11 protein-coding genes are annotated in these 12,817 nt (G+C 73.6%); 7 read left to right on the top strand and 4 right to left on the bottom strand.

Translation table 11 applies throughout. The features are described from left to right. Positions 1–141 precede the first annotated feature (141 nt). The 7 genes from AAW13_RS16130 to AAW13_RS16100 are packed head-to-tail and all read left to right on the top strand — an operon-like array spanning position 142 to position 8,184. The gene (locus AAW13_RS16130) at positions 142–1,515 is read left to right on the top strand and encodes an ADP-ribosylglycohydrolase family protein (protein WP_420855467.1); all 1,374 of its coding nucleotides are present in this window, start codon (positions 142–144) and stop codon (positions 1,513–1,515) included. Next, positions 1,512–2,630 (top strand): ADP-ribosylglycohydrolase family protein, encoded by a 1,119-nt coding sequence (locus tag AAW13_RS16125; protein WP_046729587.1) that lies wholly within the window; start codon positions 1,512–1,514, stop codon positions 2,628–2,630. Before AAW13_RS16130 ends, AAW13_RS16125 begins: the two co-directional genes overlap by 4 nt. Before the next feature lie 8 nt (positions 2,631–2,638). Then, on the top strand, positions 2,639–3,814 hold the full coding sequence (locus AAW13_RS16120) for an ADP-ribosylglycohydrolase family protein (RefSeq protein WP_046729586.1): 1,176 nt from the start codon (positions 2,639–2,641) through the stop codon (positions 3,812–3,814). Beyond that, entirely contained in the window at positions 3,802–5,277 is a 1,476-nt protein-coding gene (locus AAW13_RS16115; RefSeq protein ID WP_046729585.1) for an ADP-ribosylglycohydrolase family protein, read from the top strand. The genes AAW13_RS16120 and AAW13_RS16115 overlap by 13 nt, the downstream gene beginning before the upstream one ends. Further along, a complete protein-coding gene (gene rbsK / locus AAW13_RS16110) occupies positions 5,274–6,167 on the top strand; it encodes a ribokinase (protein WP_046729584.1) in 894 nt (297 codons plus the stop codon). The genes AAW13_RS16115 and rbsK overlap by 4 nt, the downstream gene beginning before the upstream one ends. Then, positions 6,164–7,366, top strand: a complete 1,203-nt coding sequence (locus AAW13_RS16105) for a CaiB/BaiF CoA transferase family protein (RefSeq protein ID WP_046729583.1) — start codon at positions 6,164–6,166, stop codon at positions 7,364–7,366. The genes rbsK and AAW13_RS16105 overlap by 4 nt, the downstream gene beginning before the upstream one ends. Next, positions 7,363–8,184, top strand: coding sequence for an HpcH/HpaI aldolase/citrate lyase family protein (locus AAW13_RS16100; protein WP_046729582.1), 822 nt, complete (start codon positions 7,363–7,365; stop codon positions 8,182–8,184). Before AAW13_RS16105 ends, AAW13_RS16100 begins: the two co-directional genes overlap by 4 nt. Before the next feature lie 540 nt (positions 8,185–8,724). On the opposite strand, the gene lgt is transcribed toward AAW13_RS16100, so the two are convergent. The 4 genes from lgt to trpB form a co-directional block, all read right to left on the bottom strand. Next, complete coding sequence (gene lgt / locus AAW13_RS16095) at positions 8,725–9,726, bottom strand: prolipoprotein diacylglyceryl transferase (protein ID WP_063777064.1); 1,002 nt, start codon at positions 9,724–9,726, stop codon at positions 8,725–8,727. A 92-nt stretch (positions 9,727–9,818) separates the two neighbouring features. Beyond that, positions 9,819–10,595 (bottom strand): DsbA family protein, encoded by a 777-nt coding sequence (locus tag AAW13_RS16090; protein ID WP_046729580.1) that lies wholly within the window; start codon positions 10,593–10,595, stop codon positions 9,819–9,821. 102 nt (positions 10,596–10,697) lie between these two features. Continuing rightward, positions 10,698–11,516, bottom strand: coding sequence for a tryptophan synthase subunit alpha (trpA, locus tag AAW13_RS16085; RefSeq protein ID WP_046729579.1), 819 nt, complete (start codon positions 11,514–11,516; stop codon positions 10,698–10,700). Further along, positions 11,513–12,796: a tryptophan synthase subunit beta gene (trpB, locus tag AAW13_RS16080; RefSeq protein WP_046729578.1), complete on the bottom strand. Its 1,284-nt coding sequence runs from the start codon at positions 12,794–12,796 to the stop codon at positions 11,513–11,515. The genes trpA and trpB overlap by 4 nt, the downstream gene beginning before the upstream one ends. Positions 12,797–12,817: the final 21 nt, after the last annotated feature.

The following is a 12,817-nucleotide window of genomic DNA, read 5'->3' as shown; positions in this document are numbered from 1 at the left end:
CGCTCAGGTGTGCGAAGGTCTGCACAGCTGTCGACCGGGTGATGCAGAGACGTCGGAGGCTGCGGTCAACCGCCGTTGGTGGGACACATCCGCAAACGGTTCCGCGCCCGCGCGCGAAGCCCCTCCCGGAGAGGCCCGCCCATGCCATCTGTCGTCCGCGCCACCTCGGTCCCCTTCCCCGACGAGCCCGCCCCCGCCCCGCGCGAGCGGGCCCGGGGCGCGCTGCTCGGGCTGGCCGTCGGGGACGCGCTCGGAGCGCCGGCGGAGAACATGAAGCCCTCCGAGATCCGCGCCCGTTGGGGCCGCATCACGGGGTACGTCACCGACAACCCCGCGGGGACCGACGACACGGAGTACGCGATCTTCTCCGGTCTGCTCCTCGCCCGGCACGGCTCGGCGCTCACCCCCGGCCATGTCGAGGCGGCCTGGCACGAGTGGATCGCCAGCCGCGCCGAGGGCCCCTTCCGGGGCGCGGGCTTCAGCGAACGCGGCACGCTGGAGAACCTGCGCCGGGGCCTCGCCGCGCCGATCTCCGCCCAGCACCGGCACGCCTGGAGCGACGGCCTGGCCATGCGGGCGGCACCCTTCGGGGTCTTCGCGGCCGGCCGCCCCGCCGAAGCGGCCCGTCTCGTCGCCATCGACGGCTCCGTGAGCCACGAGGGCGAGGGCATCTACGGCGGCCAGGCGGTGGCGGCGGGCGTGGCGGCGGCCATGGCGGGAGCTCCCCCCACGGCGGTGGTCGCGGCCGCGCTCGCGGTGATCCCGGACGACTCCTGGACGGCGCGTTCGCTGCGCCGGGCGGTGTCGGTGGCCCACCGCGGGGAGCGGGCGGTCCGCTCGGCGGTGGTCATCGGCGGCTATCCGTGGACCGACCTGGCCCCCGAGGCGGTGGCCCTGGCCTTCGGCGCGTACGCGGCGGCCGACGGCGACTTCCGGGACGCGGTGCTGACCGCCGTCAACATGGGCCGCGACGCGGACACCACGGCGGCGGTGGCGGGCGCGCTGGCGGGGGCGACCCGGGGCGAGGCCGCGATCCCGCCGGAATGGGGAGCGGCGATCGGCCCGGCTCGCGGGAGCTGTCTGCCGTCGATGGCGGGACAGCATGTGCTGGAGGTGGCGGAACGGCTGACGGGGGCGGCACCGGCGGAGACCGAGCACCGTCCCTCGCCACCGTCGGCCGCACCCCGGCCGACGACACCGACCACCCCACCGACCACCCCACCGACCGCCCTGCCGGCCACCGCACCGACCACCCTGCCGACCACCCTGCCAGCCACCGCACCGACCACCCTGCCGACCACCCTGCCAGCCACCGCACCGACCACCCTGCCGGCCACCGCACCGGCCGCCCTGCCGGCCGTCCTGCCGGCCGAGACACCTGCCTCTCCAGCAGCCGAACCACCCCCCTCGGCGTCCCCCTTTCTCCCGAGTGAGTCGGGGGGTCGGCGGGCGAGGCTTCGCGGGTCCAGAGGGCGGAGCCCCCTGGGCGTCAGCGGCAGCGAGGGCCGGCGGTGAACCGGCGTCGGATCGAGGGGCTGCTGCTCGGCCTCGCCGCCGGGGACGCCGCCGGCTGGCCCGCCGCCCGGCACCGCGCCGCCCGCATGCCGGAGTGGACCCGCCGCCTCACCCGCGAACTGGACACCTTCGCCGAGCAGAACGCGACCACCACCCTCCCCGTCCCCATCGCCCTCAACCAGCCCCCCGAGCCGCTCCGCCTCGGCCCCTCCGACGACGCCGAGTGGGCCGCCTTCGCCGCCGAGGCCGTCCTCCGCGCCGGCGACGACACCCTCCTCGGCGACCTCAGCCGCGAGCTCCGCACCCGCGCCGCCATCGACCTCACCTGGACCGCCGTGGCCTCCGAGGTCGCCGCCGCCGCGGAACGCGCCCCCGAGGTCGAGTCCGCCGTGCTCCCGCTGCGCGCCCGCATCTCCGTCCGCGCCGGTCTCGGCAACCTCGCCACCGGTCTGCGCCCGCCGGCATCCGGTCACGACAACCCGCACTACTTCGACGACGCCGCCTGCGTCCGCGCCTGCGCGCTCGCCGTCGCCCACCCGGGCGACCCGCGACGCGCCGCCGACCTCGCCGAGTTCGACGCCCGCTACACCCAGGACGGCGACGGCGTGCACGGCGCCCGCGCCATGGCCGCCGCCCTCGCCCTCGCCCTGGCCGGCGCCGAGGTCGAGACCTGCGTGGCCGCCGCCCTCGCCGAACTCCCCGAGTCCACCGAGATCGGCCGCAACGCCCGCCACGCCCTGACCCTCACCGGCGCGACGGACACCGCGTTCGCCGCCGTCCCCCTCCTCGAACACCAGATCGTCGACCACGTCTACAGCTACGGCATCGCGGCCGCCGAGACCGTCCCGGTCGCCCTCGCCCTGGCCACCGCCGCGCGCGGCCGGATCGCCGAGGCGGTACCGGCCGCCGCCTGTCTGTCGCGGGTCGCCGACTCCGCCCCCGCGCTGGCCGGCGCGCTCACCGGCGCCCTCGGCGGCGCCGAGTCGATCCCGCCGTCCTGGCGGGACGCCTGCCGGACCCTCTCCGGCTGCGCCCTCCCCCGGCTCACCGGCACCGACCTCGTGGAACTCGCCGGACTCCTGGAAGCCGCACAACCGGCCCGTCCAGGTGGATGATTCGGTGCATGACGCCCAAAGGAGAAGAAAGCACCGGTGCTTCGCTCGACGAGCGGATCACCGGGGCCCTCGTCGGGGCCGCCGTCGGCGACGCCCTCGGCGGCCCGGTCGAGGGCTACTCCCCCGACCAGATCCTCGAACGCCACGGCGGCCGCGTGCACGGCGTCGTCGGCCCCTGGAACGGCGACGCCTGGCGCACCGCCCGCCCTGTCGCGCCGTACCACAAGGGCGACGGGCACGTCACCGACGACACCTTGATGACCCATGCGCTGGTACGGGTGTACGACCGCGTCCGCGATCACCTCGACGCGTACGCGATCGCCGACCACCTGGTCCCCGACCTGATGACCAACCCGCGCTGGATCCCCGAGCTGGAGGCGGAGACCATCCCGCTGCACCGGATCTTCCTCGCGGAGAAATGGCTGGCGGCGCGCCTCCACTACGGCCACATCGACCCGCGGGAGGCCGGTGCCGGCAACATCGTCAACTGCGGTGCGGCGATGTACATGGCGCCGGTCGGCCTGGTCAACGCGGCGAACCCGGGCGCCGCCTATGCCGAGGCGCTGGACGTCGCGGGCGCCCACCAGTCGTCCTACGGCAGGGAGGCGGCGGGCGTCTTCGCGGCGGCGGTGGCGGCGGGGGCCGCGCCCGGGGCCACCCCGGACTCCGTCGTCACCGCCTGCCTGTCCCTGGCCAAGGACGGCACCCGCGAGGCGATCGAGCGCGTCTGCGAAGAGGCCGTGCGCCACTCCGACTTCGAGTCGGCGCTCGTTCCGCTCCGCGAGGCGGTCGCCCCCTACGACACGGTGGGGCCCGACTACCGCTCCCCCTCGCTCGGCGCCCGCCGCCCCTCCCGTCTGCACGCCATCGAGGAACTCCCGGTCGCGTTGGGCATGTTGCTGGTGGCCGACGGCGACTACCGGCGGGCCGTGCTCGGTTCCGTCAACTACGGCCGGGACTGCGACTCCATCGCGACGATGGCGGGCGCGGTCGCCGGGGCACTGGGTTCGCCGGTGCCGGAGGAGTGGTCGAAGACGGTGGCGGAGGCGAGCCGCCTCGACCTCTGGGAGCCGCCGCGCGTCCTGACCGGCGTGGCCCGGCAGGTCTTCGCCCGCGACCTCGAACGCCGGCGCGCCCACGAGGAGTCCTTCGTCCGGCTCGGAGGCCCGAGTTGCTCCGCCTGACCTGGGTCCAGCCGGAGGACCTGCTCGGCCACGAGCTGCGCCAGGCGCGGCAGGACGGGCGGGAGCCGGCGGCGGTCGAGGCGCGATGGCGGGCGGCGGGGGGTGCGGAGGCGCCCGCGCGGGCCGGGGCGTCGCCGGACCGGGCGTCCCGTTATCTGCGGCAGCTGGCGGAGGACCTGTTGGACGAACTCGCGGATCTGCCGAGCAGGTTGAACGAGCCGACGGAGCTGGCCGACATCAAGGCGCTGTGTCCTGAGTGGCCGACGACGCCACGGGCAGGACGGTGCGGGCCGTCGTGCGACTGCGGGTGCGATGTGGCTGGTCGCGCAGTTCCCCGCGCCCCTGACGGGGCGCTGCCCACCCCCCGCGCCGCTGACGGGGCGCTGCCCGCATCCCGCGCCGCTGACGGGGCGCTGCCCTACCACGCCGCATGGCTCGGGCGGGCCGTCGGGTGTCTGCTCGGGAAACCCGTGGAGAAACTGCCCCTGCACGCCATCCGCGACCTCGCCCGGGCCGCCGGCAACTGGCCGCTGAACCACTACTTCACCGCCCAGGGCGTACCGGCCGAACTGCTCGCCGCGCACCCCTGGAACCGCCGCTCGGCGCCCACCTCCCTCGCCGAGAACATCGACGGCATGCCCGAGGACGACGACCTCAACTACCCCCTTCTGAACGTCCTCCTCCTCCAACGCGACGGCCGTGACTTCACCACCGCCGACGTGGCACGGCTCTGGCTGGACGAACTCCCCGCGGGCCGCACCTTCACCGCCGAACGCGTCGCCTACCGCAACCTTCTCAGCGGTGTCGAACCCCCGTACACCGCCCGTCACCGCAACCCCTTCCGGGAGTGGATCGGCGCCCTGATCCGTGCCGACGTGCACGGCTGGACCAACCCGGGCGATCCGGCCGCCGCCGCCGAACAGGCCCATCGCGACGCCACCCTCACGCACACCGGCAACGGCGTCTACGCGGCGATGTTCACGGCGGCCGTCATCGCCACCGCCGCCACCGGGACCCAGGACGTCCACGCCTGTCTGCGCACCGGCCTTTCCGTGGTCCCGCCCCGCTCCCGCCTCGCCGCCGCGCTCGACCACGCGATCCGGCTCGCCGGGACCCACGAGGACTTCGACACGGTCGTGGACGAACTCCACCGCACCCACTCCCCCACCCACCACTGGGTGCACGCCGTCCCCAACACCGCCCTGATCGCCGCCGCCCTCGCCCACGCCGACGGGGACTTCACCGGCGCCGTGACCCGCGCGGTGAGCGGCGGCTGGGACACCGACTCCAACGGCGCGACCGCGGGCTCCGTCGCCGGACTGCTGGCGGGCGACCCCGACGCCCTCCCCGACCGCTGGACGACCCCGCTCAAGAACCGACTCGCCACCTCGGTCGCCGGCTTCGACGGCACCGGCTTCGACGCCCTCGCCCACCTCACCCACCTGGAGGCGATCCGCCCATGACCCATATCGCCGTACTCGGCAGCACGAACATGGACCTCGTCGCGTACGCCGAGAAGGCGCCCCGTCTCGGCGAGACCGTGACGGGACGGGAGTTCCGTACGATCCCCGGCGGCAAGGGCGCCAACCAGGCGATCGCCGCCGCCCGCGCCGGCGCCACCGTCTCGATGATCGGCGCGGTCGGCCACGACTCCTACGGCGCCCGGCTGCGCGAGACCCTGGAACACTCCGGAGTGGACACCGACTCGCTGCGCACCATCGAGTGCCCCTCCGGCACCGCGCACATCGTCGTGGACGACGCGGGCGGCAACGCGATCGTCGTGGTCCCCGGCGCGAACGGCACCGTCGACCATCTCGCCCCGGGCGACGAAGGTGTCATCGCGTCCGCCGACACGCTCCTCCTCCAGCTGGAGATCCCCCTCGCGGCGGTCGTGGCCGGTGCGCAGGCCGCCCGCAGGCACGGCGTGCACACCATCCTCACGCCGTCCCCCGTCATCCCCCTCCCGGCTGAACTCCTCGACAGCATCGACCTGCTGGTGGCCAATGAACGGGAGGCGGCGGCGCTCACCGAGCGCACCGACCCGCGCGATGCCGCCGCCGCGCTGCTCGGCCTCGTGCCCCAGGTCGTCGTCACGCTCGGCGCGGCCGGCAGCCTCTACCTGACCCGCGACGCCGCTCCTCTCGTCATCCCCGCGCCCCGGGTGACCGCCGTCGACTCGACCGGCGCAGGCGACACCTTCGTCGGCGCGCTCGCGGTGGCCCTCGCCGAGGAGAAACCGGTCCGCGAGGCCCTGTCCTGGGCCGCCGCCGCGGCCGCGCTCGCCGTCCAGCGGGAGGGGGCGTCCACGTCGATGCCGTACCGCCCCGAGATCGAGGCCCAGTACACGGCATGAGTACGACAACACAGCCCCAGCCCCTCGGCGGACTGCGCGTCCTCGACCTCGCCACCCTCTTCGCCGGTCCCCTCGCCGCCACCCTGCTCGGTGACTTCGGTGCCGAGGTCGTCAAGGTCGAGCACCCCGCCAAGCCCGACCCCTCCCGTGGTCACGGCCCGGCCAGACAGGGCGTCGGCCTGTGGTGGAAGGTCCTCGGCCGCAACAAGCGCGCCATCACCCTCGACCTGTCCAGGCCCGGGGGCCGCGCGACACTGCTGAAACTCGCCGCGACCGCCGACGTGGTCATCGAGAACTTCCGTCCCGGCACCCTGGAGAAGTGGGACCTGGGATGGGAGGAGCTGTCCGCCGTGAACCCCCGGCTGATCCTGACCCGGGTCACCGCCTTCGGGCAGTTCGGCCCCTACGCCCACCGTCCCGGCTTCGGCACCCTCGCCGAGGCGATGAGCGGGTTCGCGGCGATCACCGGCGAACCGGACGCGCCGCCCACGCTGCCGCCGTTCGGTCTCGCCGACTCCATCGCGGCGCTCGCGACGGCGTACGCCGTCATGACCGCGCTCGCCGGCCGGGACCGCACCGGTGAGGGCCAGGTCGTCGACATGGCGATCATCGAACCGATCCTGACCGTCCTCGGCGCCCAGCCCACCTGGTACGACCAGCTCGGCTACGTCCAGGAGCGCACCGGCAACAGGTCCGCCAACAACGCCCCGCGCAACACCTACCGCACGGCGGACGGGGACTGGGTCGCCGTCTCCACCTCGGCCCAGTCGATCGCGGAGCGCGTGCTGCGGCTGGTCGGGCGCCCCGAGCTGATCGACGAGCCGTGGTTCGCGACCGGCGCCGACCGGGCCGCGCACGCCGACGTCCTGGACGCGGCCGTCGGTGACTGGGTCGCCACCCGCTCCCGCGCCGAGGTGCTGGCCGAGTTCGAGAAGGCGGAGGCGGCGGTGGCCCCGATCCAGGACGTCCGGGACGTCATGGCGGACCCCCAGTACCAGGCGCTGAACACGATCACCACCGTGTCCGACCCCGAACTGGGACCGCTGCGCATGCAGAACGTCCTCTTCCGGCTCTCCGCGACCCCCGGCGCGATCCGCTGGGCGGGCCGCCCGCACGGCGCGGACACCGACGAGGTCCTCACCGAACTGGGTCTGACCGGGGCCCAGGTGCGGGCACTGCGCGAGGAGGGCGCCGTATGACCGCCGTGCCGTTCCCGCTGACCTGGCTGTACGTCCCCGGGGACCGGCCGCGTGTCGTCACCAAGGCGCTGGCCTCCGGAACGGACGTCGTGGTGGTCGACCTGGAGGACGCGGTCGCCCCCGACCGCAAGGACTACGCCCGGGCCGCCACCGCCGAGCTGCTCACCCACCGGCGGCCGGTCCCGGTGCACGTCCGGATCAACGGCCTGGACACCCCGTGGGCCGAGGCCGACCTGAAGGCCCTGCTCGGTCTGCCCGGCCTCGACGGGCTGCGGCTGCCCAAGGTGTCGAGCCCGGCCGACATCCACCACGTCGCCGGCCGGACCACCGCCCTCCCCCTCTACGCCCTCCTGGAGTCGGCGCTCGGCATCGAGCACGCCTATGCCATCGCCGCCGCCCATCCCGCCCTGCGGGGCATCTCCCTCGGCGAGGCGGACCTGCGGGCCGACCTGGGCGTCCGGGACGACATCGGCCTGGACTGGTCCCGTTCCCGGATCGTGGTCGCCGCCCGGGCGGCGGGTCTCGCCCCGCCGCCCCAGTCGGTGCACCCCGACACCCGCGACCTCAAGGGTCTGGCCGCGTCCTGCGCCCACGGCCGTGCCCTGGGCTTCCTGGGCCGCGCCGCCATCCACCCGCGCCAGCTCCCGATCATCGAGCGGGCCTACCTCCCCACGGAGGCCGAAGTGGAACAGGCGGAGACCGTCATCAAGGCGGCCACCACGGAACAGGGCGCCCAGGCCCTCCCCGACGGCAGCTTCATCGACGCGGCGGTGGTGGCAGCAGCCCGCAGAACCCTGTCCCTCACCCACCACAGATAACCCCAGACCACGACAATCCCCGCCCACCGGCGTCCCTGACCGCGGCGATTCCCCACCGCCGGTCGATTGCAGACCACCGGCGGTTCCCGACCGCGGAGATTCCCGACCGCCGGTCGATTGCAGACCACCGGTGGTACCCGACCGCGGCGACTCCCCACCGCCGGTCGATTGCAGACCACCGGCGGTACCCGACCGCGGCGACTCCCGACCGCCGGTCGATTGCAGACCACCGGCGGTACCCGACCGCGGCGATTCCCCACCGCCGGTCGATTGCAGACCACCGGCGGTTCCCGACCGCGGAGATTCCCGGCCGCCGGTGGTTCCTGACCCTGGGGATTCCCGACCGCCGGTGGTTCCTGGCCCTGGTGATTCCTCGCCGGCGGTCATTCCTCATCGTCAGTGGGTTCTGACCGCCGCGACGGCGTTCGGCCACGACGGTGGTGTCCGGCGGTGCCGGACGTGCCGCGGCCCGGACGCGTCGGCATGCGAAGAGGGCGCCCGAGACCAGCTCGGGCGCCCTCTTCGTCGTGTCGCGGGAGGTCAGCTCTTCTTGGTCGGGGCCGATCCGGCCTCGTCCTTGACCTCTTCGGCCTCGTCCCCGGTTTCCGGCTCGGGCTCCGCTTCCGGCGCGCTCCCGGCGGCCTCCGCCTCGGGAGCCGCCTCGGTCCCGGCGGCGCCGTCGGTGCCGTCGGCCGCGGCACCACCGTCGGTCTCCTCGTCGGCCGCCCCCGGCTCGACCACCGCTTCCCGGCCCGGCCGCTTCTTCACGGAGACCACGATGTACAGCACCGCGAGCAGGAACACGATCATCGCGGTCCAGTCGTTGAGCCGCAGACCGAGGATGTGGTGGGCGTCGTCGACGCGCATGTACTCGATCCAGCCGCGGCCCACGCAGTACGCGGCGACGTACAGGGCGAAGGCACGGCCGTGACCGAGCTTGAAGCGCCGGTCGGCCCACATCACGAGGAAGGCGACGCCGACGCACCACAGCGACTCGTACAGGAACGTCGGGTGGTAGTAGCCCGGGACCCGGCCGCCCTCGGACGAGGTGATGTGCAGGGCCCAGGGCACGTGGGTCTCGCGGCCGTACAGCTCCTGGTTGAACCAGTTGCCCCAGCGGCCGATCGCCTGGGCCAGGGCGATACCGGGGGCGATGGCGTCGGCGTACGCCGGGAGCGGGATGCCACGCCGCCGGCAGCCGATCCACGCACCCACCGCGCCGAGCGCGATCGCACCCCAGATACCGAGGCCGCCCTGCCACACCTTGAACGCGTCGACCCAGTCACGGCCGGCGCTGAAGTACAGCTCGTAGTCCGTGATCACGTGGTAGAGACGCCCGCCGACCAGGCCGAACGGCACGGCCCAGACAGCGATGTCGGCCACCGTGCCGGCCCGCCCGCCGCGGGCGATCCAGCGCTTGTTTCCGAGCCAGACGGCTACGAAGACACCGATGATGATGCAGAAGGCGTAGCCGCGCAGCGGAATGGGACCGAGGTGGATCACTCCGCGCGAAGGGCTGGGAATGTAGGCGATTGTTTCCATGGCAGGGTCGACGCTACCGTGCCGGACCGGGCCGACGGCAACCAGCCCGGCTACGGCTCCATAACAGGGGTGTGAGAATCGCTTACCCCCGCCTACCCCTTGTTCGCGTCCTCGACCAGCTGCTTCAGCTTCGCCGGCGTCATCGTCTGGTCCTGGTAGATGTTCTTTCCGTCGAGCAGGACCGTCGGCGTGCCGCTGAACCCGCCCGCCTGGAAGGCCTGGTTCGACTTCACCACCCAGGCGTTGTGCGTGCCGTCGTTGACGCACTTGCGGAAGGCCGGCGTGTCGAGGCCCTTGACCTTGCCGGCCAGCTCGATCAGCTTGCCGTTGTCGGCGAAGGCGTCGTCGGTCTCCTCGGGCTGGTTCTCGTAGAGCACGTCGTGGAGGTCGCGGAACTTCCCGGCGTCCTGGGCGCAGGCCGCCGCGTTGGCCGCGTGCCGGGAGCCGCTGCCGCCGAGGTTGCCGTCGATCAGGGTGGCCAGGTGGTACTCGATCCTGAGTTTCCCGGCGTCGACCAGCTCGTGGAGCGTGGGCCGGTACGCCGTCTCGAAGGCCTTGCAGGCCGGGCAGCGGAAGTCCTCCCAGACGGTGAGCGTCGCCTTGGCGCCGTCCTGGCCGACCGGGATCGCCAGACTGTCCTTGCCCTGCGCGCCCGACGGCGCCACCACCGGCCCCGAGCTCTCGCTCTTCTTGTCCTTGCCCGCGTTCGCGGCGACGACGCCGATCACCGCGGCCAGGCCCAGCACGCAGACCACGCTCGCGCCCACGATCAGTGCGCGCCGCCGCCTGTCCGCGGCCCTGTGCTTCGCGCGCTCGGCCGCCAGCCGTTCGCGGGCCATCCGCTTTCCGTCACGATTCTTCTCGCTCACACCCCCAGAACGAACCGGGGAGGCGCACCGCGCCTCCCCGGTCCCAGGTCCACCCGTTCGAGTGACCGAATGTTCTGTCATGCCCGGAGGTACCCCTGAGGGTCACGCCTGTCCGCGCACGCCCTTCGCCAGGTCACCGGCGAGTTCACGGACCGCCGTCACACCGGCCGCGGCGTCCGGGGCCTCCAGCATCCGCTTCACGAAGGCCGAGCCGACGATCACACCGTCGGCGAACCCGGCCACCTCGGCGGCCTGGACCGCGTCGGAGACGCCGAGGCCGACGCAGACGGGCAGCCCGGTACCGGTGGCGCGGGTCCGGTCGACCAGGTCGTGGGCCTGCGCGCCGACCGATTCACGCGTACCGGTGACACCCATCAGCGACGCCGCGTAGACGAAGCCGCTGCCCGCCGCGGTGATCGTGGCGAGCCGTTCGTCCTTGCTGCTCGGCGCCACCACGAAGACCGTCGCGAGGCCGTGCTTCTCGGCGTGTTCCCGCCACAGCGCCGACTCCTGGACCGGCAGGTCGGGCAGGATGCAGCCGGCGCCGCCCGCCTCGGCCAGCTCGGCGGTGAAGCGCTCGACGCCGTAGCGGTCGATGGGATTCCAGTACGTCATGACGAGGATCGGCTTGCCGGTGGCCTCGTAGGCCTCCTTGACCGTGCGCATCACGTCCGCGATCTTGACGCCGCCGCGCAGGGCGATGTCGTCGGCGGTCTGGATGACCGGGCCGTCCAGGACGGGGTCGCTGTGCGGCAGCCCCACCTCGACGACGTCCGCGCCGCCGTCGAGGACCGCCTTGATCGCCTCGATGCCGCCGTCCACGGTCGGGAACCCGGCCGGGAGGTAGGCGATGAGCGCGGCACGGCCCTCGCCCTTGGCCGCGGCGAGGGTCTCGTCCAGCAGCTGAATGTTCCCGCTCACTTGGCGTCCCCCTCGATCTCGGCGGTGGCGGTGGCGTCGGCGGCGACCTCGGCGTCGGTGTCGTACAGGCCGAAGTAGCGCGCGGCGGTGTCCATGTCCTTGTCGCCGCGCCCGGACAGGTTGACGACGATCAGGCCGTCCTTGCCGAGCTCCCTGCCGACCTCCAGGGCACCGGCGAGTGCGTGGGCGCTCTCGATGGCCGGGATGATGCCCTCGGTGCGGGAGAGCAGGCGCAGGGCCTGCATCGCGGCGTCGTCGGTGACCGCGCGGTACTCGCCGCGGCCGGAGTCCTTGAGGTAGGAGTGCTCCGGGCCGATGCCCGGGTAGTCCAGACCGGCCGAGATCGAGTACGGCTCGGTGATCTGGCCCTCGTCGTCCTGGAGGACGTAGGACCGGGAGCCGTGCAGGATGCCGGGCTCGCCGGCGGTGAGGGTGGCCGCGTGCTCGCCGGTCTCGATGCCGTGGCCCGCCGGCTCGCAGCCGATGAGGCGGACGGTCTCGTCGGGGATGAACGCGTGGAAGAGGCCGATGGCGTTGGAGCCGCCGCCGACACAGGCGACCGCCGCGTCGGGGAGGCGGCCGGCGCGCTCCAGGAGCTGGCGGCGGGCCTCCACGCCGATGACCCGGTGGAAGTCGCGGACCATGGCCGGGAAGGGGTGGGGTCCCGCGACCGTGCCGAAGAGGTAGTGGGTGCGGTCGACGTTGGCCACCCAGTCGCGGAACGCCTCGTTGATGGCGTCCTTGAGGGTGCGGCTGCCGGACTTCACGGCGATGACCTCGGCGCCGAGCATGCGCATCCGGGCCACGTTGAGGGCCTGGCGCAGGGTGTCGATCTCGCCCATGTAGATGGTGCACTCGAGGCCGAACAGGGCGCAGGCGGTGGCGGTGGCGACGCCGTGCTGGCCGGCGCCGGTCTCCGCGATCACCCGGGTCTTGCCCATGCGCTTGGTGAGCAGGGCCTGGCCGAGCACGTTGTTGATCTTGTGGGAGCCGGTGTGGTTGAGGTCCTCGCGCTTGAGGAAGACGCGGGCGCCGCCCGCGTGCTCCGCGAAGCGGGGGACCTCGGTCAGGGAGCTGGGGCGGCCGGTGTAGTTGACCAGCAGGTCGTCGAGCTCGCGGGCGAACTCGGGGTCGCTCTTGGCCTTGTCGTACTCGACGGCGACCTCGTCCACGGCGGCCACCAGGGCCTCCGGGATGAACTTGCCGCCGAAGGCGCCGAAGTAGCCCTCGGCGCTGGGCACCTGACCGGTGGGGTCAGGGAAGAAGAAATCGCTGGGCATGCCGATACCTCACGGTGAGTG

It is taken from the genome of Streptomyces humi, assembly GCF_001005085.2.
GTDB lineage: Bacteria > Actinomycetota > Actinomycetes > Streptomycetales > Streptomycetaceae > Streptomyces > Streptomyces humi.
This window is presented reverse-complemented; position numbering and strand designations above follow the sequence as displayed.

What these genes read in the sequence shown, in the direction of transcription:
- AAW13_RS16130 (WP_420855467.1), top strand. Translation starts at nt 142, where the DNA reads ATGCCATCTGTCGTCCGCGCCACCTCGGTCCCCTTCCCCGACGAGCCC.
- AAW13_RS16120 (WP_046729586.1), top strand. Translation starts at nt 2,639, where the DNA reads ATGACGCCCAAAGGAGAAGAAAGCACCGGTGCTTCGCTCGACGAGCGG.
- rbsK (WP_046729584.1), top strand. Translation starts at nt 5,274, where the DNA reads ATGACCCATATCGCCGTACTCGGCAGCACGAACATGGACCTCGTCGCG.
- AAW13_RS16105 (WP_046729583.1), top strand. Translation starts at nt 6,164, where the DNA reads ATGAGTACGACAACACAGCCCCAGCCCCTCGGCGGACTGCGCGTCCTC.
- AAW13_RS16100 (WP_046729582.1), top strand. Translation starts at nt 7,363, where the DNA reads ATGACCGCCGTGCCGTTCCCGCTGACCTGGCTGTACGTCCCCGGGGAC.
- lgt (WP_063777064.1), bottom strand. Translation starts at nt 9,726, where the DNA reads ATGGAAACAATCGCCTACATTCCCAGCCCTTCGCGCGGAGTGATCCAC.
- trpB (WP_046729578.1), bottom strand. Translation starts at nt 12,796, where the DNA reads ATGCCCAGCGATTTCTTCTTCCCTGACCCCACCGGTCAGGTGCCCAGC.